The organism is Desulfobacter postgatei 2ac9, from assembly GCF_000233695.2.
Taxonomy (GTDB): Bacteria; Desulfobacterota; Desulfobacteria; order Desulfobacterales; family Desulfobacteraceae; genus Desulfobacter; species Desulfobacter postgatei.
In genome coordinates this window covers 3,842,247-3,869,106 of record NZ_CM001488.1, presented here as the reverse complement: position 1 = coordinate 3,869,106, position 26,860 = coordinate 3,842,247, and the positions used below count along the sequence as shown (strand labels likewise).

The 26,860-nt window shown below is 48.9% G+C and carries 25 protein-coding genes and 1 pseudogene; 8 read left to right on the top strand and 18 right to left on the bottom strand.

Annotation, left to right across the window (positions count from 1 at the left end; translation table 11 throughout):
- Nucleotides 1-30 precede the first annotated feature (30 nt).
- The 4 genes from nifS (at nucleotide 31) to DESPODRAFT_RS21560 (ending at nucleotide 2,932) form a co-directional block, all read left to right on the top strand.
- Nucleotides 31-1,197, top strand: a complete 1,167-nt coding sequence (gene nifS / locus DESPODRAFT_RS17935) for a cysteine desulfurase NifS (RefSeq protein ID WP_004075590.1) — start codon at nucleotides 31-33, stop codon at nucleotides 1,195-1,197.
- Nucleotides 1,194-1,400, top strand: a complete 207-nt coding sequence (locus tag DESPODRAFT_RS17930) for a response regulator (RefSeq protein ID WP_040016088.1) — start codon at nucleotides 1,194-1,196, stop codon at nucleotides 1,398-1,400. Before nifS ends, DESPODRAFT_RS17930 begins: the two co-directional genes overlap by 4 nt.
- Nucleotides 1,401-1,428: 28 nt before the next feature.
- On the top strand, nucleotides 1,429-2,175 hold the full coding sequence (locus DESPODRAFT_RS17925; protein ID WP_004075588.1) for an N-acyl homoserine lactonase family protein: 747 nt from the start codon (nucleotides 1,429-1,431) through the stop codon (nucleotides 2,173-2,175).
- A 73-nt stretch (nucleotides 2,176-2,248) separates the two neighbouring features.
- Entirely contained in the window at nucleotides 2,249-2,932 is a 684-nt protein-coding gene (locus tag DESPODRAFT_RS21560; protein WP_004075585.1) for a rubredoxin-like domain-containing protein, read from the top strand.
- A gap of 65 nt (nucleotides 2,933-2,997) precedes the next feature.
- Here DESPODRAFT_RS21560 and DESPODRAFT_RS17915 read toward each other — a convergent pair whose 3' ends face one another.
- The gene (locus DESPODRAFT_RS17915; RefSeq protein WP_004075583.1) at nucleotides 2,998-3,912 is read right to left on the bottom strand and encodes a TIGR01777 family oxidoreductase; all 915 of its coding nucleotides are present in this window, start codon (nucleotides 3,910-3,912) and stop codon (nucleotides 2,998-3,000) included.
- A gap of 212 nt (nucleotides 3,913-4,124) precedes the next feature.
- Between DESPODRAFT_RS17915 and DESPODRAFT_RS21940 the strand changes: the two genes are divergently transcribed.
- Complete coding sequence (locus DESPODRAFT_RS21940; RefSeq protein ID WP_052314723.1) at nucleotides 4,125-4,388, top strand: permease; 264 nt, start codon at nucleotides 4,125-4,127, stop codon at nucleotides 4,386-4,388.
- A complete protein-coding gene (locus DESPODRAFT_RS21935) occupies nucleotides 4,385-4,663 on the top strand; it encodes a permease (protein WP_040016087.1) in 279 nt (92 codons plus the stop codon). Before DESPODRAFT_RS21940 ends, DESPODRAFT_RS21935 begins: the two co-directional genes overlap by 4 nt.
- Before the next feature lie 3 nt (nucleotides 4,664-4,666).
- Here the strand turns inward: DESPODRAFT_RS21935 and DESPODRAFT_RS17900 are convergent, their stop codons facing one another.
- The 7 genes and pseudogenes from DESPODRAFT_RS17900 to DESPODRAFT_RS17875 form a co-directional block, all read right to left on the bottom strand.
- On the bottom strand, nucleotides 4,667-5,149 hold the full coding sequence (locus DESPODRAFT_RS17900; protein WP_004075581.1) for an adenosine-specific kinase: 483 nt from the start codon (nucleotides 5,147-5,149) through the stop codon (nucleotides 4,667-4,669).
- A gap of 31 nt (nucleotides 5,150-5,180) precedes the next feature.
- Entirely contained in the window at nucleotides 5,181-6,932 is a 1,752-nt protein-coding gene (locus tag DESPODRAFT_RS17895; RefSeq protein ID WP_004075579.1) for a hypothetical protein, read from the bottom strand.
- On the bottom strand, nucleotides 6,922-8,427 hold the full coding sequence (locus DESPODRAFT_RS17890; RefSeq protein WP_004075578.1) for a hypothetical protein: 1,506 nt from the start codon (nucleotides 8,425-8,427) through the stop codon (nucleotides 6,922-6,924). The genes DESPODRAFT_RS17895 and DESPODRAFT_RS17890 overlap by 11 nt, the downstream gene beginning before the upstream one ends.
- Before the next feature lie 47 nt (nucleotides 8,428-8,474).
- Nucleotides 8,475-10,352, bottom strand: coding sequence for a hypothetical protein (locus DESPODRAFT_RS17885; RefSeq protein ID WP_004075576.1), 1,878 nt, complete (start codon nucleotides 10,350-10,352; stop codon nucleotides 8,475-8,477).
- 590 nt (nucleotides 10,353-10,942) lie between these two features.
- Nucleotides 10,943-11,920 (bottom strand): dihydroorotate dehydrogenase-like protein, encoded by a 978-nt coding sequence (locus DESPODRAFT_RS17880; protein WP_004075573.1) that lies wholly within the window; start codon nucleotides 11,918-11,920, stop codon nucleotides 10,943-10,945.
- A gap of 127 nt (nucleotides 11,921-12,047) precedes the next feature.
- Nucleotides 12,048-12,494: pseudogene (locus DESPODRAFT_RS19755) on the bottom strand (transposase); the annotation flags it as partial.
- Between the two features lie 183 nt (nucleotides 12,495-12,677).
- The gene (locus DESPODRAFT_RS17875) at nucleotides 12,678-13,517 is read right to left on the bottom strand and encodes a mechanosensitive ion channel family protein (RefSeq protein ID WP_004075571.1); all 840 of its coding nucleotides are present in this window, start codon (nucleotides 13,515-13,517) and stop codon (nucleotides 12,678-12,680) included.
- Nucleotides 13,518-13,773: 256 nt separating this feature from the next.
- Between DESPODRAFT_RS17875 and DESPODRAFT_RS17870 the strand changes: the two genes are divergently transcribed.
- Nucleotides 13,774-14,538, top strand: coding sequence for a substrate-binding periplasmic protein (locus DESPODRAFT_RS17870; RefSeq protein WP_004075568.1), 765 nt, complete (start codon nucleotides 13,774-13,776; stop codon nucleotides 14,536-14,538).
- A gap of 23 nt (nucleotides 14,539-14,561) precedes the next feature.
- Nucleotides 14,562-15,449, top strand: a complete 888-nt coding sequence (gene tesB, locus DESPODRAFT_RS17865) for an acyl-CoA thioesterase II (protein ID WP_004075566.1) — start codon at nucleotides 14,562-14,564, stop codon at nucleotides 15,447-15,449.
- A 15-nt stretch (nucleotides 15,450-15,464) separates the two neighbouring features.
- Here tesB and DESPODRAFT_RS17860 read toward each other — a convergent pair whose 3' ends face one another.
- From DESPODRAFT_RS17860 to DESPODRAFT_RS17815, 10 genes are all read right to left on the bottom strand, one after another.
- A complete protein-coding gene (locus DESPODRAFT_RS17860) occupies nucleotides 15,465-15,857 on the bottom strand; it encodes a hypothetical protein (RefSeq protein WP_245531963.1) in 393 nt (130 codons plus the stop codon).
- A gap of 6 nt (nucleotides 15,858-15,863) precedes the next feature.
- The gene (locus tag DESPODRAFT_RS17855; protein ID WP_004075561.1) at nucleotides 15,864-16,913 is read right to left on the bottom strand and encodes a prolipoprotein diacylglyceryl transferase family protein; all 1,050 of its coding nucleotides are present in this window, start codon (nucleotides 16,911-16,913) and stop codon (nucleotides 15,864-15,866) included.
- Nucleotides 16,913-17,944: a phosphatidylserine decarboxylase gene (locus DESPODRAFT_RS17850; RefSeq protein ID WP_004075559.1), complete on the bottom strand. Its 1,032-nt coding sequence runs from the start codon at nucleotides 17,942-17,944 to the stop codon at nucleotides 16,913-16,915. Before DESPODRAFT_RS17850 ends, DESPODRAFT_RS17855 begins: the two co-directional genes overlap by 1 nt.
- Before the next feature lie 173 nt (nucleotides 17,945-18,117).
- On the bottom strand, nucleotides 18,118-19,284 hold the full coding sequence (locus DESPODRAFT_RS17845) for an ABC transporter permease (protein ID WP_004075557.1): 1,167 nt from the start codon (nucleotides 19,282-19,284) through the stop codon (nucleotides 18,118-18,120).
- A 27-nt stretch (nucleotides 19,285-19,311) separates the two neighbouring features.
- Nucleotides 19,312-20,469: an ABC transporter permease gene (locus DESPODRAFT_RS17840; RefSeq protein WP_004075555.1), complete on the bottom strand. Its 1,158-nt coding sequence runs from the start codon at nucleotides 20,467-20,469 to the stop codon at nucleotides 19,312-19,314.
- On the bottom strand, nucleotides 20,432-21,139 hold the full coding sequence (locus DESPODRAFT_RS17835) for an ABC transporter ATP-binding protein (protein WP_004075553.1): 708 nt from the start codon (nucleotides 21,137-21,139) through the stop codon (nucleotides 20,432-20,434). The genes DESPODRAFT_RS17840 and DESPODRAFT_RS17835 overlap by 38 nt, the downstream gene beginning before the upstream one ends.
- Nucleotides 21,132-22,343, bottom strand: a complete 1,212-nt coding sequence (locus DESPODRAFT_RS17830; protein ID WP_004075552.1) for an efflux RND transporter periplasmic adaptor subunit — start codon at nucleotides 22,341-22,343, stop codon at nucleotides 21,132-21,134. Before DESPODRAFT_RS17830 ends, DESPODRAFT_RS17835 begins: the two co-directional genes overlap by 8 nt.
- Before the next feature lie 281 nt (nucleotides 22,344-22,624).
- Entirely contained in the window at nucleotides 22,625-25,018 is a 2,394-nt protein-coding gene (locus DESPODRAFT_RS17825) for a hypothetical protein (protein WP_245531962.1), read from the bottom strand.
- A 161-nt stretch (nucleotides 25,019-25,179) separates the two neighbouring features.
- Entirely contained in the window at nucleotides 25,180-25,596 is a 417-nt protein-coding gene (gene arfB, locus DESPODRAFT_RS17820; protein ID WP_040016086.1) for an alternative ribosome rescue aminoacyl-tRNA hydrolase ArfB, read from the bottom strand.
- 8 nt (nucleotides 25,597-25,604) lie between these two features.
- Nucleotides 25,605-26,846, bottom strand: a complete 1,242-nt coding sequence (locus DESPODRAFT_RS17815; RefSeq protein WP_004075545.1) for an Nramp family divalent metal transporter — start codon at nucleotides 26,844-26,846, stop codon at nucleotides 25,605-25,607.
- Between the last annotated feature and the right edge of the window lie 14 nt (nucleotides 26,847-26,860).

The window sequence follows — 26,860 nt, the reverse complement described above, 5'->3', positions numbered from 1 at the left end:
CATTGCAACGATGGGGTAAAAAAGATTGATATGATCTATACGGATAATAATGCCACCACCCGGGTGGCCGATGAGGTGATCGAAGAGATGCTGCCGTATTTAGGGCAATTTTATGGCAACCCGTCCTCGATGTATGGCTTCGCAGACATGGTCAATAAAAAAGTCCAACAAGCCAGGACCCAGGTGGCGGACCTGATCAATGCCGATCCCGGTGAGATTATTTTTACAGCCTGCGGCACTGAGAGCGATAATGCAGCCGTTAATGCGGCCATCAGCGCATTCCCGCATAAAAAACATATCATCACCACGGCAGTTGAACACCCGGCCATCAGAAGTCTTTGTTTCCACCTCCAAAAAAATAAAGGGTACAAAGTGACCTTTGTGCCGGTGGACAAAAAGGGCCGTCTTGACCTTGACACCCTTTACAAGGCCATGTCCGATGATACCGCCGTTATCTCCGTCATGTGGGCCAATAATGAAACAGGGGTGATATTTCCCATTGACGAAATTGCTCAAAAAGCAAAGGAAAAAGGGATCTGGTTTCATACGGATGCGGTTCAGGCCGCGGGAAAGATTCCCATTGACGTTAAGGCTGCGGGAGTAGACATGCTCTCCCTGTCCGGGCATAAAATTCATGCGCCCAAGGGTATCGGCGCACTGTATATCAAAAATGGAATCAAGTTTTCGCCTTTCCTCATTGGCGGTCATCAGGAAAAGGGCCGCAGGGGCGGCACCGAAAACACGGCTTCCATCATTGCCTTGGGCAAGGCCTGTGAACTTGCAAAAGCGCATCTTCCCCTGATGGATACACAGGTTCGAGCAATCCGGGATTACCTTGAGACCCGGCTTTTAGAGGCCATCCCCGCGACCTCCGTGAATGGGGACAGGGAAAACCGTCTTCCCAACACCCTGTCCATCGGTTTTGATGCCGTTGAGGGAGAATCCATCCTTATGCTGATGAACCAGGCCGGCATATGCGCATCTTCGGGGTCTGCCTGTACCTCGGGCTCCCTGGATCCCTCCCATGTGCTCATGGCCATGCAGGTGCCCTTTAAATCAGCCCACGGCACCATTCGGTTTTCATTGTCCCACTACAATACCAAAGCGGAAATGGACACCATCGTCCAGACCCTGATCCCGGCTATCGACAAACTGCGGCAGATATCGCCATTCTGGAAAGACGGAAAAGTTGTGTGATTACAAAATTTATAGATGATGGGGTCCAGACCTATGATGCCGTACGGCATCTGAAACCGGACATGCGGGTGTTGGTCTGTTCCGGGCTTGCTCCGAAAGAAGAGATCCGGCAGATGATCGACAACGGATGCCGGGATTTTTTATTAAAACCCTTTGACATTGCCAAGCTGTCGGAAAAAATTGAATCCGTATTCAGTGTCTGAAAACAAACCCATAGAATTGAGGAATACAATGATCTATACGATCCACCCCGTTGCCATGGGGACAAAAGTATTTGACAAAAGCATGATGACCTATCAGTACGGGCAGGGTGAATCCTATACAATTCCCATTTTCTGCTGGGTAATCAAGGGCGGGGACAAAAATATCTTGGTAGACACCGGCGAAATGAACCCCATCCAGTCTGAGCAACGGGAAAAGGCCATTAACGGGAAGATATATACCTTTGAGCAGGGTTTGAAGAAACACGGACTTACACCCGAAGAGATTGATATTGTCATCCATACACATTTACACAATGATCATTGCGAAAACGACTATAAGTGTGAAAACGCCTTATTCTACGTGCATGAGCAAGAACTTGAATCTATCCATAACCCGCACCCCTTAGATTACCGCTACCTGGAAGATTACATAGAGGATGTAGAGGAAAACGGACAAATTCGGATAGTAAAGGAAGACGGCCCCATTGTTGACGGTATCAGTGTTAAACATACGCCGGTACACACCAAAGGGGGATTGACCGTATTCATTGATACACCAAAGGGCAAAGCCGCCATTACGGGCTTTTGCATCATTGAAGAAAACTACAATCCCCCGCCGGAAATCAAAGGCATGGAAATGGACGTTATCCCGCCGGGCACCCATGTGGATGTCTATTCGGCCTATGATATCATGGTACAGGTAAAAAAAGAGGCGGACATTCTTATCCCTTTACATGAACCCCGGTTTGCCTGTGGCGATCCCATCGGTATTTAAACAGCATGTTCTGCGCCATTTACCATCAGAACTGAGTGACTAACGACATACTAAAACATTAAGGAGAAAATCAATGAAAAAATGGCAATGCTCTGTGTGCAAATACATTCATACAGGAGATGAACCCCCTGAAAAATGTCCGGTGTGCGGTGTCTCCGGAGATAAGTTTGTGCCGTTTGAAGAGGAAGCAGGCACTGATACACCCAAGGTTGAGCCGGATGCAGATGCAAACAAAACCGAGCCCCCCCCAAAAGAGCCTCCTGCCCCAAACCATTCCGAAACATCAAGTGCATCAGGTTTAGGAAAATCGGATCGTGCGGTTGTCTACCTGAAAAAAGCGGGTGACCTGATGGTGAAGCACCATGCCCATCCAATGTCGGTTCACCTGCCCAACGGGGTCATCCCTGTGGTCGCAATCCTGATCATTCTTGCCTGGTTTTCCGGTTCGGATCTGATGTTAAAGGCCGGCTTTATCAATTTGGTATTTGTACTTATTGCCCTGCCTCTGGTTGGGTTGACAGGCGTTCTTGAGTGGAAGAAAAAATATAATCAGGCGCAAACCACCGTGTTTAAAATAAAAATCTGCGCTGCAGCGGTAACCGCAGTCTGCTGCATTATGTCAATCATCTGGTATCTGGTAAACCCGGAGGTGTTAGGCTCCTCCGGTGCCTGGCTATTTGTGATGATTAACTTGCTGATGCTTGTGGCAGCCGGGGTGGCCGGACACATCGGCGGAAAGCTGGTGTTCAAGGAATAAAAAAAGCAAAAACACCCGGACATCGACAAAATCGTGTGCGAGCCGGGTGTTTTTATCGTAAGCCGTTATATTCCGTTTCTTGTTTTAACTATTTGTGTCAACGCGCTGGCTGCAGTGTCATATTTAAACCGGAAGCCGGCTGTTTCCAATGCGGCCGGAAGCGCTTTCTGGCTGCAAAGAAACGAATCCCCAAGCTGCCCCATAAACAACCTGATAAAAAAAGCCGGGGCCGGCATGATCGCCGGGCGCTTCAATGCCCGGCCCAGAGCTTTGGCAAACGCCTTTTGCCGGATGGGGACCGGCCCTGTGAAATTGTAAATCCCCTGGGCATTATGTTCCATTAGAAAGAAGACAGCCCGGGCCAGATCATCCAGATGAACCCATGGGAACCACTGCTCCCCTGATCCCAAAGGCCCACCCGCGAACATCCTGAAGGCCCGGGACATGACGGCAAGGGCTCCCCCTGAACCAAGAACCACCCCGAATCTCATAATCGCCACCCTTGCCCCCTTTGATGTGGCGCGTTGGGCCTGGGCTTCCCAGTCCCGACACACCCGGGCCAGAAATCCGGTTCCGTACGATTGTGTCTCAGTTAAAGGGGTATCACCCCGGTCACCGTAAAATCCTGCCGCAGAGGCATTGAGCAACTGTCCATGAAAGGTGTCGGGCATCGCGCCCACCAGATGTTTTGTGGTTTGAATTCTGGAATCATAAATGGCTTTTTTGTACGCCGTTGTCCAGCGCTTAAAAATATTTCTGCCCGCCAGGTTAACGATGACATCCGATTGGGCCACAAGATCCTGCCACTCTCCGGGCAAAGAGGTATCCGCACTGGTCCATAAAAAATTATCATACGCATCAGCCATCGGATGGTTTAACGAAGTGCCGATGCCGTTTACCTGCCAACCCGCATCCAGATATTTTTGTGCAAGTGCCTGTCCCACAAAGCCGGAGGCCCCGGTGATTAAAACAGTTTTCATCTGTTCACTTCCTTTCGTTTGTTATCAACAAAAAAATTATAACTATTCAAAACACAACTACGCAAAAGTTAGGCCGCAATGATTAGCAATGCAGTCACGGCCCCCTATTTGATCCCCCTTTTCAAAAAAAGGCTTGCATATTATTTTAAAGAGTTTCTTGCGAAAAGCCATTGTTTATTATACTCATGAGGCATTAAAACCAGGACAAAACCATGACAACCACAATAAAAAATATTATTCTTGAAGTCTGGCATGTTTACCTGGATGTATCGGTATTTATGCTTTTCGGCTTTTTGGTGGCAGCTCTGCTCTATGTATTTTTCAAAGCAGACAAAATTAAGAAATATTTAGGTAAAGGCAGGGTGAAACCGGTGATGCTCGCGGCCCTGTTCGGCATCCCGATTCCCTTGTGCAGCTGCGCGGTAATCCCCGTGGTCACCGGCTTAAAAAAACAAGGCGCCTGGCAGAAGGATTGAACTTTGCCTTTGGAGACCTTCTCACCGATATTGCCAAACCTTTCACCATTGGGGTGATCATTGCCGGCTTCATTACATTCTTTTTTCCTTCCGGTATCAGCACATGGAGCCAGAATAATTCACTCCTCTCCATGCTGATCATGCTGGTTGCCGGCATCCCCATGTATGTGTGCGCCACGTCGTCAACCCCCATTGCCGCAGCGTTGATCCTGGCAGCGCTTCTGGCACGAAGCCTGTTCAAGCGACGGGACTGCCACGACCACGATCACATATGAAATTTAAAGCTTATAGCCGATCACCCTTAACAAATCTTTGCGTTTCTTAATGTCCTCTTGTGTTTCAACACCCTTGGAAGAAAAACCGTCCACCACCCCCAGAATGCCTCTGCCCTGGTCGGTCTGGGCCATGATCACCTGGGTGGGGTTGGCTGTGGCGCAATGAATTCGCACCACCTCGGGAACGGCCTGGATGGTGTTCACGATGTTGACGGGGAACATATCTTTCATGAAAATGATAAAGGTATGACCGGCTGACAGGGCCTGGGCGTTCTTTTTTGCAAATGCCACCATCTGTTCGTCCGTGCCGGAATGACGTATGAGGCACTCCCCGGAAGCCTCACAAAACGCCACACCGAATTTGGCGTTGGGTACGGTACAGACAATGGCCTCATGAATATCTTCAACTGTCTTGATAAAATGGGAATGACCCAGGATAAAATTGAGGTCTTCGGGATTTTCTATGGTTACGCTGATAAGTTCCATTATGTGTCGCCTCCTTGGGATTGATTGAACCTTATTCCAGTGACAAGGACCCCCATGACAGATCAAAGGCCTGGTCATTCTGCTCTAAATTGGTGATCATAAGGGACGGCATGATCCATGCCTGGCCGTCACCGCTCTGGGCCACCCGGATGACCGGAAAAGCCGTCTGCCGGGCAATGGTTTTGACCGTAAGAAACCGGGTGCTGTTTTCCCCTGCCGGAAATCGGGTAAAGGCCAGATGGTTGACATTGTTGTGCTCGGCCGATTTCTTGTAATTTTCAAACTCTTCCATATTATAAATTCGCCCGGGAAGCACCTCCATCTGGTTAGTGGTCCTGGTATCCGTATCCATTGAAATATAATATTTATGGTCATTCACACAAATTTCATACCCGTCATAAAGGGTGTACACATTACCTAACAGGGTGATTAATTTTTCAAAATGGGATATTTTCTTGGCATAACGCTCGCCTTCGGGGTTTTTGCCCACATGCCGGTACTCAGCCATAAACAGGCAGTGTTCGGGCAAAAGAAGCAGTTCATCCTTGTTAAACTCCTTGAGAATATGCTTTTTAATGGCCTTTCTGACCTTTTCCGATTTGGTGGGCCGGCCTGAAATCAGAAAATAGATGCCGGACAAATTTCTGTCCTTGCGCCATTCATTGAGCAAGCCCGCCTGTTTGCCGCATAACAGTTCCAGAAACCGTGAAAAATCTCTTCCAAGGAACCGGTCATTGTCCCACCAGGGACCGGTTTCCTCCGGAGAGCGGTTATGGGCAAAGGTCTCCGAAAAATATTCTCCGGCCTTTCTTTCGGAAAAGGATTCCTTGCGGTTAAGGGCAGTGGTGATGCCAAGGGCCGGGTCCTGGTAGGTATTGGCCAGAAGAACGCTGACATCGGTGGTTAGCCCGCCAATGTCAATATGGCACACCACAAACTGAAGATTTTCGGCATTGGGGTCACGCTGGGCTGCCTGGGAAAAAATAAAGTCCACTTCCTTTAAATCCGGCAACCGATCTTTCTGGGCAGACAGGTCCCAGAAAGGTAACAACTTGATTAGATTTAGAAAATATAACTCGCACGCCCCGCTCTCATCCGCAGAAATATTGACAAAAGTTTTTCGCAAATGTCTAAGATCACTTGGAAAAAGCCATTTCCATTTCCGGTCCGAGGAGAGATTCATGCACACGGAATAAATATTTTCCTTGTATCCGTTTCTTAAATTTTCAATGAACAGGTCCGGTACCGTAACCCGGATTTCCGTGATCACCGGAATGGCAGGGCCGTTCCAGGGCCGTTCCTTGTTCGGCTCGGTGATGTACTTAAAACTGTGTTCAAGAATTTTTTTGATATAAAGCTTGAACTGGGGCACATCTCCCCTGTAAGCAGCAAATTTGGAGGCAAATTCATATTTGGCGCTTTTAACAATTTGGCTTGAGCTGACATGCTCTTCACCCATACTGGGTACAAAAGCAAAGTCACGCTCATCACCGGAAGGCGGATTGATAAAGGCCGAAGGGAATCCGCCCTGGGCATCGGAGTCTCCGTGGACCACATACTGCCATGAGTCGGTAATCTTATCCCGGCCAAAACTGCAGGGCCAACACAAAACACTGGTCCGGTAGGAACCGAAATCAATGAAAAGAATATATTCCTCGTGATTTTGGATGTCCCTTGGGGTGCGACCGGCAATGGTTTCATAGTAAAGTTTACCGTCATCCTCCAGCTCCATCTGGAACTGGTCCACTTCCTTTTTTTTTCCTTTGAACAGGTTAAACCACATGCTGGTCATCCTCTTTAATACGTTTTTCAACAAGGGTAAACTCACCACGCACCAGCATGTTGGGAACGTAAAATTCCGCCATGTTCATGATGATGTGGGGCAAATCCTTTTCCGCTGCACTTAGAAAACCTTTGTTTTCCGGGTCCAGGCGCTGGAGCATGTTTTTCCACAAAACATGGGCAATGGCCTGGCTTTTGGGGGTGTCGGCCAGAAACTGGTCCAGGTACTGGGTAAATATGGCGGTCCAGAACGTTCTGTGGTCCTGAATCAGCCCGTCTTCGTTATATTTGATCTCCCGGTCGAAAAAATGCCGCAGGCTTTGGTAGGTATCGTTGAGAATCGATTTGCGCATGCGCTCCTTGACATCGGCCACCTCATCATAGCTTTCAATTTCATAGAGCAGGTCAACAGCCTGGGTATGCACCTTTTCAGCCTTCCTGATCCAGGGCATCAGAAACATATTTTCAAGGGCGTTTCTGATATTGGAAGTGGTGCAGATATCGCCGAGCATCTGCCTGGACCAGGCAACACCGCCGTCCTTTTTTATCTCGTCCTTGATTTCACGCAAGCTTTTGTACCGGGACAAATTCCGGATCCAGGTATCCACGTGAGGCCCGGGGGATATAAAGCTCACCGGGTATTCGCGGTTGCAGGGGTTGACCAGCTGTACCACGGTTTCAAAGGCTTTATAGCTTTTGAAATCGCTTTCCAGATCCTGCTCCACATTGGTATTGCCGCAATAGCTTGCCACGGCACTGTCCCCCTGCAGGGAGAGAATTAACGGCAATTTCTGGTACGTGTGGGTGGTTTCCAGTACCGTGCGGTATCTTTTGAGAATGGCATCCAGGGGGTGGCCCGGGGGAATGGCGATTTTGTGCTGAAAACAGGCCACAAGAATACCGGGATAACGCTCCAGGCAGTCCAGCATATTGGCCTGGAACTTTTCATGGCGCTCCTTCTGGAATTCAATGGCATCAGCCCCCTCTTTAATACCCGGATATTCAACGGCCGGCAAGGTCATGGGGGTCTGGTCTTCGGGCACGGCCACCCGGATGAGATAATCATCCGGTTCTGCCCCGGAGGAGAGATCATACAACCGATTGAACTGCTCTTGGGTCAACCGGTCCCGGATCACATTGCCCGTAGAAATGCTGATCTGGCTGACCACCACCTCATCAGTCCAGGAGACGGGTTCCACAAGGCAGGGAACCGCCGTGTTCTCCGAGGTGTTGCGCTGCTTGACCGCAAACAGTTTACGAAGCGCGTCATTGTCAAACAAATCCAGAAGATAGCTCGTCTTAAAGGATTTGTCCGTGCCCGTGATGTGGATATATACGGGCATATCCGTGTCGGGCGCCGTTTTCAGGCATAGTTGGCAGCGTTCAATGACCTTGCCTACCCGCTCTGCCTGCCGGGCCGGCAGGGCGGCAAGCTGCTGGACAATCTCCATAATGGCGTTCTGAATTTTCAAAAGCCGGTCTGTATTGTTAAACATATGGTTAAATAAAACTCCTTGATACTGATTTCGTAAAAAAACATTACTTATGGGATTTTTACAATCTGGTAATTTCCGTCCTTGGCCTTTACGATTTTAAGCTCCACGTCGTTGGCCTCAATGGTCATGTCCGTAATGTCATGACGGAAACATAAAACAATGCTATCCCTGGATACCATAAAAGTAAAAGGGTTGAACAGGTTTACACTGGCCTTCTCAAAGGTGGTGGAGGTGCCGTCGTTAAACGTTGCATTAAAACTGTCCAAGGGCTCAAACAAGCGAATGATATTGGTGGTGCCGGGTGTGATGGTCACGGACTGAACTGAGAAACTGTCGTCTTTGGAGAGCTGAATCAATGTTGTATTAAACTGAATGGGATCCCGCTTTAGGGAAACATTTGCCTCCTGTTCAAAGGACGATCTGGTAATCAGATTGGACAGCACAAGGCTTGTGATGGGATCATTGGTCTGGATGCCGTATTTGCCCTTTGCATCTCCCATGAGCAATTCCCGGTGAACGCTGATCTTGATCCGGTCCTGGGGCACCCTGGAAAGGTCTAGGGCATTGATCCGCTCTTTAATGATACCAAGCTGATTGGTCTGGCCGGTCTCCGTACTGAAATAGGTCAGGGCACTGTCCGACAGTTTCAGCTCCCCTGCCTGCCTGTCATCTAAGGCATACCAGGCCATGTCCGAAGGCAGCCCCTTATCCGCCAGCACCAGATGTCCAATGCGTTTGGGGACCAGGGTGGCACTGTCCTGATGGAAGAAAGCTGCAAAATCCAGGTCTCCGGAACTGTTGTTCCGGGTGAGCAGGTACCAGGATTTACCGTTAAGTTTTGTATCAATGCGAAGGGGGGTAAAGGTGTAGACATTTTCCAAAAAGCCCTTCATCTTGTAACTGATGCGATCACTGGCCATGAGTTCTGCAAAGGCATTTTCATCCCGGATTTTTTTAAAATCCTGGTAGCTGATCATGTTCTGCCTCATATAATTGGAAATTTCAGTATCCTTAATATTTAAATCCCCGACTTTGAAATAGAAAATATTTGAGGCATACCCGGACTGCATGGTTGAATAAATCCGTGCCAGGCGTATGAATTCAGTGCCTGCCAGAATCTCCCTGCTCGAGCGGATCAATTCTTCAACCTGGCTGTTATAGTTGAAGTATACAAACAGGATCAGCCTGTTGCCCCGATCCATGCCCTGCTCACCTTCCAGACGGTAATCGCGCAGGGCCATGGTATGAAGCATGTACGAAACATATTCGGTTTTTAAAAGCTTTTTAGCCACATCCTTCTGTTCCGGCCTTCCATCCTGGAGCCAGGCATGCAAATCGGGAAAGACGGATTGGTAAAAGCGCATTTCCGGGCCCGAATCCTGGCCAATGCTGCGGAGAATGGGAATATTTTTTACCAGGTGACCATATTTGAATCCGGCCAGAACGGTCAGGAAGATAAGCAGCCCAGCGGTAATCCAGGGAAACAAGCGTCGTTTCATTGTGCTGATGCCCTTTTGCTTCTGGAGCGTCGAAAGCAGGGCTGTTACATGCTCCTTACCCAGATAGGTGTCATTATGCACCACGTTGCCCCCGTAGGCCACAAGGGGTTTCTTTTTATCCGAGGAGCGGAAAAAGGCCCAGGCATAACCAATATTGTCGCCTCTGGCAACACGAACCGTCAGATAGTCAACCAGGGCTTTACGTTCGGACCCGGTGAGTTTATTAAAGGATACGGGCTCCATGTCCGGATCAAGCTCGATCATCCCATTCACCGGAATAATCCGGATTTCCATATGGGGACCAACGCTCTGATAGCGTCGGACATCCTGGAAAAAAGTGCATCCCGAAGGGATCTGTGCCTTGTAGATTAATGGACTGTCAGTGAGCTTTATAAGCGACAGTTCAAACTCATTTAAACGTGCCATATAGGGTAATTCTCCTTAAGCAGTAGCCTTATTCTTTTTGCCGTATCTTTTATCATTATCATTCTGATAAAGCAAAAAAACATATCACATAAGTAACTGAAAAAACAGAGTTGAGAAAAGGAAAAAAGGATTTTACCCAAAGAAGCTCTTCTACATGCCTATTGTTGATACCGGCATATTCATTGTCAAAACCGTTGATTTTTCAATCCCAAAGGCGCATAACCTTTTCGGCGCGTCTCTTCACCCCGGTCAATTTTAATGAATTTCCATTACTAACCCCCTTGGCCCTCCGGCTCCGATAAATAATGGTATTAGAATCATCAATCGGATAATTTTTCGCTCGAAAAATCGGCCAGGAGGTAAAAAGAGGTGGCTACCGTTTTAAGCCGGGACAGTCTGAACCGTTTGATCAAAGTCTTCCAGGAGGTCAGCCTTAAAAACAGGGCATCTCATAAGAGGCTTATTCTACGGGGTGTCCCGGCTTAAACCGGTAGCCCAAAACAGGTATTTTATTTATGATCCCAAGCAGGTGTGCGTCTGCCTGGAATCTTTTCCCCCAAGAACGCCAACAGCGTTCATGATAAAAGCGCCTATGAATAATACTTCATGAACTGAAGCCGGTCGTAAACAGACGGGTTTTGGGCTTCTGCCTGGCTCAGCTTCCCGCGGAAGTCCGCCAGAGAGTTAAAGCCATGAATTTCCATCCAATTCCGGATATCCTGGATAACTGTTTTAAGGTATGGTGTTTTGTTTTTGTACAATGTCGATACCATCTGCACGGCCTGGGCACCGGCCAGAATATGCTTGATCACACCCTGTGCGTCATGAACCCCGGTGGATGCAGCCAGATCACATTTAACTCTTTGGGACATAATTGCCATCCATCTCAGGGAGATGGCTATATCCGAAGGGGAACTGAAAACAAAGGAGGGTTTGACTTCAAGTTTCTCCGTATCAATATCCGGACTGAAAAACCGATTAAACAGGACAATACCGGAGACACCGGTTTCCGAAAGCCGCTGGATCATTCTTCCCAGGTTTGAAAAATAGTAGCTTATCTTCAGTGAAACCGGTATGGTGACTGTCTTTAAAAGTTTTTCAACAATCTGAAAATAGACTTTTTCCAGTTCACTGCTCTCCCGTTCAAAATCAGTGGGCGAAAAAAACATGTTCAGTTCCAGGGCATCAGCCCCGGCATCGGCGATCTGTTTGGCAAAGGAGGCCCATTCATGAGAGTAGACACAGTTTACGCTGGCAATAACAGGCATACTCACCCCGGCCTTTGCCTGTTTGATCAGTTCCAGATATGCAAACAGTTTCTTCCCCCGAAGTTGCATGTCAAGATAATCAAATTGTTCCAGGTTGTATCCTGTTGTAAGGGACACGTCCTTTATGATGTCATTGTATTCATAGGCGATTTCTTCTTCAAAGATGGATTTAAGTACGGCGGCACCCGCTCCGGCTTCTTCAATTTTTTTTAGTTTTTCCACAGAGTCGGTTAATCCGGAACTGCCTACAATAACAGGGCTTTCAAGGGCAAGCCCCATATAGGTTGTTGAAATGTCCATAGTATTCATCCTTTTTTTGTTGTTGTAGAAAATGTCTGGAACTCAACTTTGTCTTCCCAGCATAATACATCTTCCTGCTTAGATGCAATTTTCTTTTGATATGTTGTGTGATTTTTTCTCCCTTGACTCAGGCGGCAATTTCATCCCCAGACTTTTTATCAAAAATATGTGGTGTAATTAAATCCGACATTTCTCCCAGCCCATTATGACGATAACTCGACCATCTAAATTCACCCGGATGCTCTACAATACCCGCACGGACCGGGTTCAGTTCTATGTACCGCTGACATGTCAACAAATATTTCTCCTCTTGAACCAGGCAGGATCGATACCTTCCTTCCCATAGGGTAACCGTTCTTCTATAGGTTCGGTTGATATATTGAACATACCGTTGACCCAGTCGTTTTAACAAATCTCCGGCACTGCCGCTGCTTTTAGGGGTCAGCAACAGATGGACATGATTTGTCATCAAAACGTAAGCGTGGATTAGACAACCCGAGGCTAAGGCATACTCCTTAAGCCATTGAAGATAAGACAAGTAGTCATCATCGGCAAAGAAACAGGCCTGCTTGTTATTCCTCCTTTGTAAATGATGATGTTGGCCTGGCTGTCACAAACAAAAGCGTAAAAGTGTATTTCAAAATGTCTGCGAAATTAAGACGCGACTCATGACGCATTGAATATACGCCATGGGTCGTCTTTCAATCTGGCTAAAAATTCGGCGAAAAAACGGTGACGTTTATTTTTCCCAAGTCTTTTATTCTTTGCTTTCCCGGTACATATGAACATCATGCTGGGGAAATGGGATGCTGATACCATTGGCATCAAGAGCCAGCTTGATGTTTTCATGGAGGGCAAAATATACGCCCCAGTAATCTCCTGTTTTAACCCAGGGCCGGACCACAAAATTAACGCTGGAATCGGCAAGTTCAGACACGGCAATAAGTGGCGCAGGTGTGGGAAGAATGCGCTTTTCTTCTGCCAGAACACCCTGGATAACCTCTTTGGCTTTTTTTATATCATCATCATAACCAATGCCGATGACAAGATCCACCCGGCGGGTGGGATTGGCCGTAACATTGGTAATAACATTGGAGGTTATGCTGGCATTGGGTACGATCACTTTTTGATTATCCCCGGTACTCAACTCCGTGGTGAACAAGGATATACTCACCACATTCCCGGCTACCCCGCCAATGTCCACAAAATCATTGACCTTGTAAGGCCTGAACAGCACCAGCATCACGCCTGAAGCAAAATTGCCCAAAGAGTCCTTCAATGCAAGACCAATGGCCAGGCCGGCAGCACCCACAATGGTCAGAAAAGAGGTGGTATTGATGCCCAGCTGGCCTGCGGCAGCAATAACGATCATCACCATAAAGGTATAATACAGAATGCTGTCAAAAAACCGCACAAGCGTGATATCTATCTTATTTTTCTCCATCAATTTCGTGATCAAATTGGTAATTCGTCTGGCCAGCCATTTTCCGATCACCAGAATCAGCAGCGCGGCAATAATCTTTACAGAGTAGGTGGTCACCCAGTAGGTCAGCGTCTCTATATATTTTTCAATGTTAATTTGTTTCAACCACTCCATTGTGTCTCCTTTTAAATTTTCTTTTAATTGTATAAAACCGCTTTCAAGTCCCGCCTTTTTACCATGATGGCAAATCTACACACAAACAAAAAAAAATGTCAAACAAGGTAGAAGGATATAATCAATTTAACACCTGTGGATCAGGATGGATATCATTTTGTAATCCGGCCCAAAATCAGATATAATTATTTATTAGTTAATGCCTGAACGGAACCCGTGAAGCCTGTACCGTACGAACCTGATAAAAAGGAGCCTTATGTTTAAATTCTTTTGCAGACGCATTGTTCTATTTATAGGCTTTATTTTTTTCTTCGCAGCACCCTGTGCCGGAAATGACCCGGTACTTAGGCTTACCACAGATACCTGGCCCCCCTATTCCATAGGACGGGAAGGCCAGGCGCTGGAAAGCGGATATGCGTTTGATATCGGCACAGAGGTGAGCAAACGCATCCATTGCAAATTCAAGGCAGATCTTCTGCCATGGAAACGGGTGCTGGCCTGCATGGAAAAAGGAACCTACGATATTACCTTTCCCATTCAAAACAAGCCTGAAAGAAAGGCGTTCATGGTTTTTACCAATGTGATTGTTGAGGACCGGGTGTTTATATGGCACCTGAAAGCGCGCAAGGACCAGCTACCCGGGTGGCAAACCATTGATGATCTCAAACCTTACACAATAGGTATTGTTTCAGGATATACCTACCAGGACAAGATGGACCAGGCCATTGAAAACGGCTTCATAAAAACGGAAAAAGTCAACCTGGCAGAATACAACTTTAAAAAACTTTTAGGCAAACGATTCGATGCCTTTTTAGAAAGCGAATCCGTTGTGAGGAGCTTCTTTCAAAAGTACCCGGAATACAGTAAGCAGATCACCCACGCACCCCAAATTGTATCCAAGGACCTTTTCAGAATCGGAATCTCAAAAAATTCACCGTTTGCAGACCTCCTTCCGGAGATCAACAGGGTGATTGAGGAGATGAAAGGGGATGGAACCATTGACAGGATCATGAATAGATAAATCTATACATTCAGGGCAATATCATGACAGATGGTATCAGACAAAATGTACTCAAAGAACTCTTGGGGCTGCTCAGCCTGGAAAAAATTGAAGAGGAGATCTTTCGGGGCCAGAGCCAGGACCTGGGTTACGGCGCCGTATTCGGCGGTCAGGTCCTGGGTCAGGCCTTGTCTGCGGCATCCCGCACAGTGCCGGACCATCTTTGTGCCCACAGCCTGCACGGATACTTCCTTCGGGCCGGAGATGCCGCCTGCCCCATTGTCTATATGGTGGAGCGTACCCGGGACGGCCACTCGTTCAGCACCCGGCGGGTCAAGGCCGTACAGAAGGGTCGGGCTATCTTTTCCATGTCAACATCATTTCACAAATATGAAGAAGGCTTTCAGCACCAGGACCCCATGCCCGAGGTTGAAGGCCCTGAGGGCGTGGAAAGTGATTACAATAAAATTTTACGCCATGCAAAAAAACTTCCTGAAGACATCGCAAAAAAATTATTGTATCCCAATCCCATTGAACTGCGGGTCGTCAATCCGTTAAATCCCTTTCATCCCGTTCCCATGCCGCCGGACAAATATGTCTGGTTCAGGGCCACCGGCCCTTTGCCTGACGATGCCGCAATTCACAGGTACATGCTGGCCTATGCTTCGGATTTTCACCTGGTCCCCACCGCCCTTTATCCCCATGGCAAAACCTTCTGGTCCCCGGACATGCAGGTGGCAAGCCTGGATCATGCCCTCTGGTTCCACAGGGATTTCAGGATGGACGACTGGCTGCTCTACGTGATCCACAGTCCCAGTGCGGCCATGGCCCGGGCTCTTAACCGCGGTGCCATCTACACCCGGGATGGCAAACTTGTGGCCAGCGTGGCCCAGGAAGGACTGATCAGAAAGGTGGGCAAAAACAAGGTATGAACTAAACCAGCCGTTTCACTGCTTTTCTGCGATCAAACCGGCCCTGATCGTGCGTATCAGATTGGTCAGCAAGAGCAAAACGATTACCCAGAACACCACCCAGGCTGCGGTGTCAAATTGCGGTCCGCCTGCAATGGCCGCATACACATAGGGCAACAGGGTATTAACCAGCACCATGATTCCCCAGAAAAGGACCTTGGGCCATGCCATGACCCGGCCGGTCAGGGAATTGACCAGACGGGCACAGCCCATGATAAACCCGGGCACGGTGATCATGTCAAAAAACAAAAATACCAGGGGATCAATCCCCCGGCTTTCCAGAAGGCCTTTGAACAGGAGATACTTTACAATATCGTAGCACCACAGAAAGCATATCCCCCCCAATTCATGGCGCCTTCTAATTTTCATTTTCAATTAAATATTATCTTTTACCACATGAAAGGAAATTTTCGATGCCGTAACAGTGCTTCGGCCCGAATGAAGAAAAGAGACAACCCAGACGCCCTGGAAAAACAGAATCATACCCGGATCCCACAGGGCTTTAAATCCGTTATCCAGAGAAACGGCCACCTCGGGATCAGGGAAAAAGGCCAGCACTGCGATGGTATAAGCAATGGCTGACAGCGCCATAATCTGGTACATGGAAAATTTGCGTTCACCCCTGAAGTCTGCCCTGAAAAACTCAGAGACCACCCGCCAGACCTGGGTCACCACCAGGGTTTCCACAAGGGCGGTTTCGGCAAAACCCCGGAGAAACAGCAAGGTGCCGACAAGGCCGGATATCGCATAAATCACGGCGGTAATGATCTGAATGGGAATCATTTTTTCACCGGCCAACCCCGACGCATAGGCCACTTTTTTGGTCTCTCCTGTGAAGACCACATTAAAATGTTCAAACAACTTACGGGTGGGAGCGTCACACCGGCTCAGCGGCTTGCCGTAGCAGCAGCCAAAACTCAGGCAGGCAAGACGCCCCAAAGACTCCCCAAACGTATACCCGATGCTTAAACAGGCCATCATCACAGCAACGGGCAGATGAAAGTTGAAGGCTGTGCCCAACGTGGCATTCACCAGCATGATGATCCAGGGTGCGGTCACCACACCGGCAAATAGGGCCCCGCCAATGGTCAGGGTGGCTTTTTTCTTTTCAACAATCCGGGCAACAATTTTAGAGGCCGGAATGGTGACCGCCAGCAGCAAAACAGTCACCAGCACCAGGACAAAAATGGGCATCCCAGCCGATGCGGCCAGAATCACGGCCATGATTACACCAAAGGTATACGCATTGGCAGACAAAAGCCCGTACCAGGTCAGATTCATCCCCCGCCACTGGCCCTGATCCAGCTTTTCCCGAGGAAACGCCGCCACCATCTGCCATTTTTCTTTGGGCAACGTTTTAAATCCCCAACTCAGTACAACACCAATCAACAGACCCAACCCAACAACAAAAAAAATGATATCCATTACAAATCTCCAAACGCTGCAGTTTCACCACAAGGGGAGGCATGACCGATACCTGAACGCACGGTCACTTCGGTTTCCACAAGGGGTCTGCCAAACCCTTCACTGAAACGGCTGCTCACGTCGGTGCGAACCTGGTTTTCCAGTAAATCTTCGGAAAAACGGATGCGCTGTTTTTGAAATATAACAATGGTTGTGGAAGAGCCCGGACGGTAAAGGCTTTTGGGACAACCCTTTTCCATAAAAAGTCCGGGCACCACAACCCGGGGATTTTCATATCCGTTTTGACTGTAGCACTGGACAATTTTTCCAATCATCATGGCCACCACTTCCACCATGCACACAAGCCCGCATCCGGTTCCTCCGGGCACATCCGTATCAATGATGGTGACCACCCGCCGGTTTTTAGAGTATGGCGTCACTTCCCGGACCACAGCACCGGGGTTGCAGGAATGAAAATGCCCGTCTATCTCATAAATATCCAAGACCGTTCCTGCCACAGGCGTATGGTTATAGTGATATTTATCCGGGGTGAGCCGGGTCACGGCGAAACTGCCCTGGTCAAAGGCATCAAGCCATCGGGGCTTATCCCGGCCGATAAGCTCACAAAAATCAAAAAACTTACCTTTAATAAAAAGGGCTGAATTTTTTGAAAATGCCCCCACCAGAAGACGAGAATCAGCTGGAGAGACCACCGCATCGGCGTCTTCCGGCATGGGACGAAGCTGATCGTAGCGAATTTTGCGTTCAAAAACTTTTCGAAGGGTATCCAGTTTTGCAGGATCTCCTTCCACCTCTCTTAAATCAATGCCGTGGGCAGCCAAAAATTTCCCGGCATCCATCGGGGAGTTCAAAAAAGGCAAATCATAGGAAACAGCCCCGATAAGGCTGGACATCCGGGCCGAAATTATCAGACGAAACAAAAAGGAGGCTTTTTCGCGTATCGGCGAATAAATGGCACTGATAACGGGATCTGCTTTAAGAATTTCGGTTCTGACCTGCCGGGTTTTGCGGTCGATATATTGATGTTTCATAATGGAGGCATTATGCCTGCACTTTGTTTTAACCGTGTTAATTCACGACTAAAATAATATGTGTAAAGTATGAGAACACCTTTAGATGTGCACAGACAACTAATCTTGTGAGGAGGCGTAGTCTAATAGTCGATTTTTAAAAATAGTTGCAAATTTTGCAATAAACTTTCCCCCTAACTTGCCCGTAATGCCTCAATGATATTCATGCGCGACGCCCTCAGTGCCGGTAGCAGGCCGCCCGCAAACCCCATGATCAGTGAAAAGGCAATGGATTTGTAAACGATTTCAAAGGTCAGATGAAAGGAAAAAGCCAGTTCGGAAAAGGTTTGAAAATTGGTGGTGGAAATGCTGGCAAGCTGCAGCACAGAAGCCATAAGCAACCCTGTAATACCACCGATCAAACCCAAAAAGAGCGATTCTGCCAAAAAGGCGACAAGAATGCTCGTTTTCTGAAATCCCAGGGCACGCAGCGTGCCGATTTCCGCTACCCGATTAGCGACTGCCGTATACATGGTGATCATGGCACCGATCACCGCACCAATGGAGAAAATAAGGGTCAGTGCCAGCCCCAGGATTCGAAGAAACGTGGCCAGTGCCTGGGATTGATCCCGGTAATAGGTGGTTTCACGTTTGCATTCCACGGTCAGCCGCGGATCTTTTTCCAGACGCGTTATGACGTCTGAAAATTGCTGAGGGTCTCGCAGTTTAAAAAGGAGACTGGAATAGACGGTCCTTCGGAAAGCCTGCATGAACTGATCCACATCTCCCCAGATCTCTGAACTGAATCCGGTCTTTCCGGCATCAAAAACACCGACAACCGTCCAGGTTCGCATGCCAAAGGAGAGGGTTTCACCCATCCCCGCGCCTTGAAACCGTTTGACAATATTTTCACCTCCGATAATTTCAAGGGAACCGGGCCGGGGCAACCGTCCTGCAATCAATTTAATCTGGGGCCGAAGCTTGAGCGAATTTTTATCAATGCCGCGAATGACAACATTTGACGGTTTGTTGCTGCCCCGCTTGGACAAACTGATGAGTACCACCAATTCCCTGGCGGACAACCGTTGACCATCGGCTCCGAATGCGATTTCCGGCTGGGTTTCCACAATGGAAGCCTGAAGACGGTCGATGCTGCTCTGCACCTCGGAAGTGGATGACTTTCTGATAACGATAAGGTTATCTTCCGATCCGGTGTCCACCAGGGTTTTCTTCAAGCCTTCGGACAACATCAGCAAGGAGGCAAAAACAAAGACCACCAACGCCATGCCCCCTGCGGTAAACACCGTGGTCAGACGCCGCGTCAGAAGGTTTCTTACACTATATAAAAAAGGAATTTTCAAAATAGCCCCCCCCCTTTTGTTCAGGCTTCACTCCACCCGCCTCAATCCATCGGCAATACTGATTTTACAGGCATGTCGGGCCGGCAAAATTGTTGCCAGGGTACCCACCGTCAGCGCCACCCCCAAATCCATATAGATCGTAGTGATATCAACGTTGAAGACGGGAAAAACCGTCCCCACGGCATTGCTGAAAACCCTGGTGACAGGATAGGTTAAAACCATCCCCAACAGGCCTCCGCTCAGGGTAATGACAAGGGCCTCTCCCCAGATCAACCCCCAAATATAGAACGCACCAAACCCCAACGTTTTGTAGATGGCATATTCACCAATCCGTTCACGCGTGGTCATGGCCATGGTATTGGCCACAACTGCTAAAATAATCACAATGATCACCCCGGAGACGATCTGGATCACCCAGATCAGGGCATCACTCATGGCCACAAAACTCATCTGAAACGCTTTTTCCGTTTCAGTAAGGGTTTCGGCCAGGGAATTTTTAAAATTTTTATCAATAGCAGTGCAGACCTCTGCCGCCCGCTCAGGATCAGTCAGTTGGATGATGTAATATCCGACCTGATTGGCACGTACCGAAGCCGTTTTTTTAAGGGACTCGTTGAGATACTCCCAATGAAAAAAAAACATGGATTGATCGACCGTCTGATCCCGCCCCCGGTAGATTCCCTGTAATAACAGTTCCCAGTTACCGGGAAAAATCGTACCTTTGAGGGTGATGGTATCCCCGATTTTCCAGCCAAAACGTTCAGCCAGTCTGGCCCCGGCGATACAGGCCTTGCGGTTGGTTAAAAAAGCACTGAGCTGATCAGGCGGCAGGATAAATTCAGGGTAGAGGGCCAGATAGGTTTGGGGTTCCACGGCAAAGTTGGCAAAAAAGTTTTTTTCCTCAATGTAAATTCCCCCAAACCAATTGCCGTAAGAAACCCTTTTAACCCCATCGGTTAAACGAATTTTATCACGATAGGCCAGGGGCAATGGAAATATCAGTGAAATGGCGTTCCGGGTCACCAGGCGGTCGGCGGAGGATGCGGCCACACCGGCGTACCAGGCACTGATGACGGTGCGCAGCAATCCAAAGGCAAGAATGGCGATACACATGGCAATGATTGTCAGGATGGATCTCAGCTTGTGCCTAAAGGCATTCCGGACCAAAATCTTCAGTATATTCATGTGCCAGAACACCTTTATCGAGATATTGCACACCGTGTGCCCGTTTGGCGGCACGCGGGTCGTGGGTTACCATAATAATGGTTTTGTCCAGATCGGAACGAAGACGATCCAGGAGAAGCAGCACATCGTCGGCTGATTTGCGATCCAGGTCACCGGTGGGTTCATCAGCCACCACCAGGGTCGGATCGGTCACAATGGCCCGGGCGATGGCCACCCGCTGCTGCTGACCGCCAGAGAGCTGACCGGGATAGTGATCCCCGCGATCGGACAAATTAACCAGATTTATGGCAGCCTGCACATGCCGGTGACGTTCCCTCTTGGAAAGGTTGGTCAAAAGCAAGGGCAGTTCAACATTTTCAAAGGCGGTCAGCACGGGAATAAGATTGTAGAATTGAAAGATGAATCCCACATTAAGCGCCCGCCAGTCAGCCAGTTCACGTTCCGAAAGCGTTGTAATATCCACACCGGCGACCCGGATAATACCGCTGTCGGCCTTATCCAGACCCGCAATGAGATTGAGCAGGGTACTTTTTCCAGAACCCGACGGCCCCATCAATGCCAGAAACTCCCCTACCCCGATGGTCAGGTTGATGTTTTCCAATACCGGCAACACCTGGTTACCGCGTCGGTAAGACTTGTACACCTCAATGATTTCAACCAAATCAGTCACTGATCACGACCTTCATGCCCTGCTTAAGGCGGTGGAGGGGGTTTAAGGCAATAACATCATCTGACGCCAAACCGGACTTGACTTCAGTCATATCACCCAATTGTCGACCCAAACGGACGGTTTTTTGAATGATTTTGCCGTCCTGCACCAGAAAAACAATGTTTTCCCCCTTTGCTTCCATTAAAGCCGCCGTTGGAACCGCCATGACCGGCTCTTTTTCAGCAACCGTCAGGGGCTGCGATAAAAAGGCCGCTTTGGCACTCATTTCCGGCAATATCTGCCGGTCCTTTTCCAGAAACGCGATCTTGACCATCACAGACGCTTTGCTCCGATCCGCCGTGGGTACAATCATATGGACCCTGCCGGCAAACCGTGCCTCGGGCAGTGCATCCAAACGGATTTCACAGGGTTGTTTAACATACACTTGACGGATATTGGATTCCGACACATCCACCTCGACCATCAGCGAATCCATGTCCGCAATATTCACAACCGCAGATTTAGAATCGGCAGCAGCACCCACCGGTGTTACAATATCACCGATGTCGGCATTCTTGGTCAATACAAGGGCATCAAAAGGCGCTCGAATGATGGCATATTCCAGATTCACGGCCGCCACCCGAAGTGCGGCACGGCTTGCTTTAAGGGCCGCCTCCTCTGCCGAAAGAGCTGCCCGGGCCGTGCGGTAGCGTGCCTCGCCGACATCATATTCCGCCATGGAAATGTATTGTTTCGGCAGCAGCTGTTTATTGCGCTGGTGGGAGCGGGTCGCATCTGTCAACTCTGCTTTGACCTGTTCGATTTTAAAACGCACAAACTCAAGATCAGCCAAAGCCCGGTTACGGGCAGCCTCAAGGTCATCACTTTCGAGCCGGGCAATCTCCTGACCGGCTTTGACGGGACTTCCTTCTTCAACAGAGAGCGAAACCAGGCGGGCGGTTATTTTGGACGCCACCGCCGCTTTACGCTGGGCCACCACATAACCGCTGGCATTGAGCAGGGTATAGGCTTCAGAAGGATAAAGCCCCACAACCCGGGCAACATCGACTTTCACGGCCAATGTTAAAACGCCCTGGTAATACAGCACACCCACAATGATGAGGAACGCCGGCAGCAGAAGTAAGTAAACAAAGTGCTTTTTCTTTCCCCGGCGAGAAATGCGTGATTTATCGATGTTGAGAACGGAAAGATCGTCGTTTGCCACAAAAGATCCCCTTGTGAAATATACTGTTGATATCTAAAAATTGTTGAATTTCGATTCTAAAATCTAAAATTTCGTATCAATATTTAAGTGGGAAGTAAAGGAATTTGGCTTATCGAAGATTCGTGTGTTCCTGAACAAAAACCCGTGTTCGGACCAAAAGTTGCCCAGATGCAAGGCGCAAGAAAAATTGCACCCGCAGCAACCTTATGATTGTGAGGATTGCAACTTTTCTTGCAACGCCCCAGATAGGTTGATCAGATGGGTGACTTTTCGTCCAAACACTATCTATCTTGCCAGGCCTTCATCTCCCGGCTTACCACAAGCACCATCAGGTAAATAAACTTCTTAAGCGTTTCAGGCGCACAGGTCTCATCCATAAAATCCTGGCGCATGGATTTTAAAAAGTTGAGTATATCCCGGCTGCCTAAAATCTGCCCAAGCGCCTGCCCATATGAGGTATCCCGGTATCTTGCCCACAGGTCTATCTGCTCAAAAGCCTTGCCCAGCAGGTCAAACCCCTGGCTGATATGGGCCTCTCTCAGGGTCTTCCCGTAATATGCCTCTGCGTGTCTATTAAACGCTCTGCCCGGCATGGACATGGGGTTATGTTTACCCGAACCTTCAAGAATACCCTGGGTGATCCGGCCCCATGCGGCATGGGTCTGCGGCATATTCACCCGATTGTCCAGATCATCAAGGACGGATGAACAGTTCAAAGCCGACACAAGATCAGCGCCATCAGTTTGAATCACGGAAATCAGGGCCCGCTGGTATTCCGCTACCAGAACCCGGGTGTAACCCGGATACCTGTGGCTGTGCCTGGTTTTAGCGGTATTTTTCAAAATTTTAGCCAAAAACCGATTCCGAGTCCGGGTTTTAACAAAAAAAGTGGGGATACCAATGGCCGTACAAAAAAATATCTGGCGACGCTCGCTTTCAACGGTCGGGGAATCGGGTATCATGGTATGGTCCACCTGCCGGGAATAGATATACTTCTGGGCCAGGGCCGTGATCAGCACCTGCAGGTCCGCAGCCTTTCCCATATCCCTGACAACATCTTCAAACACGCTGAAGTAGCGGTGTTCAAACCCGGAATACCCCATCTGGTGATATTTCCTCAAACGGACCAGCTGGTACAGGGCCATGCGCCCGTCAAACACACCCATTTCGGTGAGGTCCTTTTTAAGATCAGCCTCGCTTTCCAAGCTGCCGTTCAAGGCCGGGCTCTGGAAGGTGCTCATCACCGAGGTAAAATAGTCAATGAGCCGGCCATCCGGCACAAAATCCCCTTTGAGCCTGAATATATTTGCAATCGTGCGATTCAGCCATATCGGGCCAAAAGGGGTCATGGATTTGCCCATGACCTTGAGATGGGCCTTTTTCTTCCACCGCCGCCAGATCATGCGCAAATGGGTATGAATCAGTTCGTGGGGCATAAAGCCTAAAACCCGTTCCGGGTGAAACTCCTGGAACTCAAACCTGTGGGGGGCGGCCGAATAGGTGGTGGCAAACAGGGGCAGAAAATGCTCCCAGATTTTTATTGTCAGATCGCCTGTATATTTTTCCTCCAGGGCCGTAAACCCTGAGCCCGGATCAGACATGCACCGGGACAGTTTGGTGCTGCCAAGACTGATATGGGTGCCGTTATTTGCCAGACTGATATTGGAGGTGTTGGGCAGCACCACAAGGTTGGAGTTGATAATGCCGGCCTCCTTGAGCTGGGCCACGGCATTGATCTGGCTGCGGGACAACACCTTGTGGCAGACACTCATGTACTCTTTTTTTTCCTCTCCCCGGTCCCATCCGGACAGACACGGGCTCATGAACAATTCGCGGTAAAACGCATCTGAAACAACATCGTTAAGACGTTTCTGGTCCCCGGGAGGGGTGGCGGAGAAGAAAACCTTTACCTTCTGGCCGTTTTCATTGAGCTCAAATTTATGCCCGGCGTAGGCTACCAGAGCCTGGGTCAAAAGAAAACGAAGCAGGGTTTCTGCAGCCATCTTTTCTCCCAAAGTGACTGAACCATCTGATTTAACAGGATAAAAAGAAAAAAGCTCTGGAGAACTGTTATCATTGGAAAAATGGGCGAGCATTTTTTCGCCCCACTTTTTTACCGGTTCCGGCACCCCATTGTCACCGCCAACCGCATCAGCCAGAGCCAGCTTGAGCAGATAGGAGACAGGCACCCGGACCTGGTTTTCCCCGTTTTTTTCAAATACGAAACAGGCGGCATCCCTGCGGTATTCTGATACGGGGATGGATTTATCTGCCTTGAGATCCTTGTTAAACACCTGATTGGCAAACCGGTTCAGCACCCGGCGGGGAAACCATACCCAGGAATTTTCCCAATCTTTTCCATCTTTATCCTTGAGCAGACGTTCCAGGGCCATGACCCGCCGCTGGGGGGTTTCGCCGGTTCTGGCCTGTTCCACAAGATTCCGGTAATAATTGGAAGTTTCAATAACCCGGGCCAGGTCAATATTTTCCCGCTTCCCCGCAACCACCGCCTGAAATTCATTTTCAGCACCGGCCGTGGCATCCCCGGCCATAAAAGGCAGGGTCTGGACAAAACTGTCAGGCGTCTGGTCGTTCAGGCCGACAGCTGCGCTGATCCGGTCCAGACGCTGGGCCATATCAGACAGCGTGGACACCCTATTTTCGTTACGTTTCATGGCTGCAATCATGTTGGGGAGCAATCCTGTTCGAAATATTTATGAATATTTAACGCATAAAGAAAATAGTATTTTATTATTACGCTGATGTTACAAGGACGCTAAGATTTTATGAAACAATTTCCGGAAATGCCGCAGATGGGTGACTTTTTGTTCAAAAATTAAATATTTATCTTTTTTCTTAATACTTTAACCCTGCTGCGCCTGTTTTTCGAATCAAGGCGCCGCTCTTTCGATCCCCGGGTCGGCCGGGTGGCTTTTCTTTTTTTTACAGGCCGGACAGCCCGTCTGATCAATTCGGCAAGCCGTTCCAATCCATCTTCACGGTTTTTTGCAGCGCTCCTGAAAGTCATGGCTTTGATCACGATAATCCCCTGCGGGGTAATACGTCTGTCGTTGAGAGACAAAAGTTTTGCCTTAATCTCTTCAGTAAGATCCGAGGCATGGATGTCAAAACGGATATGAACCCCTGAAGAGACTTTGTTCACATTCTGCCCCCCTGGGCCCCGGGACCGGATGGGATAAAATTCAATACTGGTATCCGGGATGGATATGTGATCGGATATTTTCAAATGCACCTTCCTTTCTAAAGCCCCCCAACCCACTTTATCCCCAGAAACAGGGTAACCAGCAGCGCGAAGGCACCTGCAATATTTAACACAGGACCGTTTCTGTACTGTTTTGCCCAGTTCCTATCGTTGAGCAGCCATAAAAATATCCCCACAAAAAATGGGGTGCCCAGAAACGACAGGGCCAGCATGATCAATAAAAGGTTAACCGGCCTGCCGGAAAGAAAGGCACCGGGAAGGGCAATGAGGCACCCGACCAGAATTGTCAGCCGGTACCTGGGACTTTTAGGGCGCATTTCCCAGTTCATTTTATCCCCCAGCACATAGGCCGCAGCAATAAAGGTGGGCATAATCGTTGAAAACACGGCACACCAGATCCCCAGACAAAAGAAGGCGTGAGCGTAGGACCCTAAAAGCGGCGTGATGGCATCAGCCATTTCAAAAAGGGTATTCACATGGATATCTGCCGGGTGAAGTACACAGGCGCCGGTCAGATAGATGGCCGTGCAGTAAAGCCCGAATGCCCCAAGAAGAGAAAGGGCCGTATCAAAACGGGCTTTTCCCAGATCTGACATCCCCCACCCTTTTTCATGCACGGTATAGGTCTGCATGGATAAAATGGTCACATGGATGGAGCCGCCCATGATAGCGGTCATCATCAGAATCTCAGCTTTCCCGAAATGGGAAAAATCCGGCAAAAGCCCGTGAATGGCCATACCCAGGTCCGGCTTTGCAATAAAAAGGGTGCCGATAAAACAAACCACAAGCAAAGAGACAATAATCTTGCACAACATTTCAACAATCCTGTATCCCCCATGGGCCACAAGAATATAAAAAGCCACGGTAAACACGACACCCCACCAGGGCATAACAAGGCCGGATACATATTCGGTCACGGCAACCAGAACTTTTAAAAGCACCACATTGCAAAGCCAGATGACGGCAAGGGCGTCCAGGGTCACAAACCAGGCAGGCAGAGTCCCCCATTTGTCCTGCACAATGGAGACAATCCCCCGCCCCCCGATCAGCGCGGTCTTGGCGGCCATGTACTGGCAGACAAAGGCCAGCACCACGCTGAGTAACACCACCCACAAAAAATCATAGCCATAGGTCCCGCCGGCCTTGGCAACACTTAAGGTGGTTCCAGGTCCTGCGGCCACGGCGCTGATGATCCAGGCAGGCCCCAGCGCAGATATCATGCGCTTAAAAGACATACCTTTCCCGGATGAAATTTGTTGCTCTTTCTTTAAATCTGCCATAATGGCCTCCCGTA

Coding starts and splice junctions, on each gene's coding strand:
- nifS (WP_004075590.1), top strand. CDS start 31: ATGATCTATACGGATAATAATGCCACCACCCGGGTGGCCGATGAGGTG.
- DESPODRAFT_RS17915 (WP_004075583.1), bottom strand. CDS start 3,912: ATGAAAACTGTTTTAATCACCGGGGCCTCCGGCTTTGTGGGACAGGCA.
- DESPODRAFT_RS17890 (WP_004075578.1), bottom strand. CDS start 8,427: ATGTTTAACAATACAGACCGGCTTTTGAAAATTCAGAACGCCATTATG.
- DESPODRAFT_RS17875 (WP_004075571.1), bottom strand. CDS start 13,517: ATGGAGTGGTTGAAACAAATTAACATTGAAAAATATATAGAGACGCTG.
- DESPODRAFT_RS17825 (WP_245531962.1), bottom strand. CDS start 25,018: ATGAAACGTAACGAAAATAGGGTGTCCACGCTGTCTGATATGGCCCAG.
- DESPODRAFT_RS17870 (WP_004075568.1), top strand. CDS start 13,774: ATGTTTAAATTCTTTTGCAGACGCATTGTTCTATTTATAGGCTTTATT.
- DESPODRAFT_RS17850 (WP_004075559.1), bottom strand. CDS start 17,944: ATGAAACATCAATATATCGACCGCAAAACCCGGCAGGTCAGAACCGAA.
- DESPODRAFT_RS17900 (WP_004075581.1), bottom strand. CDS start 5,149: ATGGAACTTATCAGCGTAACCATAGAAAATCCCGAAGACCTCAATTTT.
- DESPODRAFT_RS17895 (WP_004075579.1), bottom strand. CDS start 6,932: ATGTGGTTTAACCTGTTCAAAGGAAAAAAAAAGGAAGTGGACCAGTTC.
- DESPODRAFT_RS17925 (WP_004075588.1), top strand. CDS start 1,429: ATGATCTATACGATCCACCCCGTTGCCATGGGGACAAAAGTATTTGAC.
- DESPODRAFT_RS17815 (WP_004075545.1), bottom strand. CDS start 26,846: ATGGCAGATTTAAAGAAAGAGCAACAAATTTCATCCGGGAAAGGTATG.
- DESPODRAFT_RS21940 (WP_052314723.1), top strand. CDS start 4,125: ATGACAACCACAATAAAAAATATTATTCTTGAAGTCTGGCATGTTTAC.
- DESPODRAFT_RS17855 (WP_004075561.1), bottom strand. CDS start 16,913: ATGGATATCATTTTTTTTGTTGTTGGGTTGGGTCTGTTGATTGGTGTT.
- DESPODRAFT_RS17840 (WP_004075555.1), bottom strand. CDS start 20,469: ATGAATATACTGAAGATTTTGGTCCGGAATGCCTTTAGGCACAAGCTG.
- DESPODRAFT_RS21560 (WP_004075585.1), top strand. CDS start 2,249: ATGAAAAAATGGCAATGCTCTGTGTGCAAATACATTCATACAGGAGAT.
- DESPODRAFT_RS17880 (WP_004075573.1), bottom strand. CDS start 11,920: ATGGACATTTCAACAACCTATATGGGGCTTGCCCTTGAAAGCCCTGTT.
- DESPODRAFT_RS17885 (WP_004075576.1), bottom strand. CDS start 10,352: ATGGCACGTTTAAATGAGTTTGAACTGTCGCTTATAAAGCTCACTGAC.
- tesB (WP_004075566.1), top strand. CDS start 14,562: ATGACAGATGGTATCAGACAAAATGTACTCAAAGAACTCTTGGGGCTG.
- DESPODRAFT_RS17860 (WP_245531963.1), bottom strand. CDS start 15,857: ATGAAAATTAGAAGGCGCCATGAATTGGGGGGGATATGCTTTCTGTGG.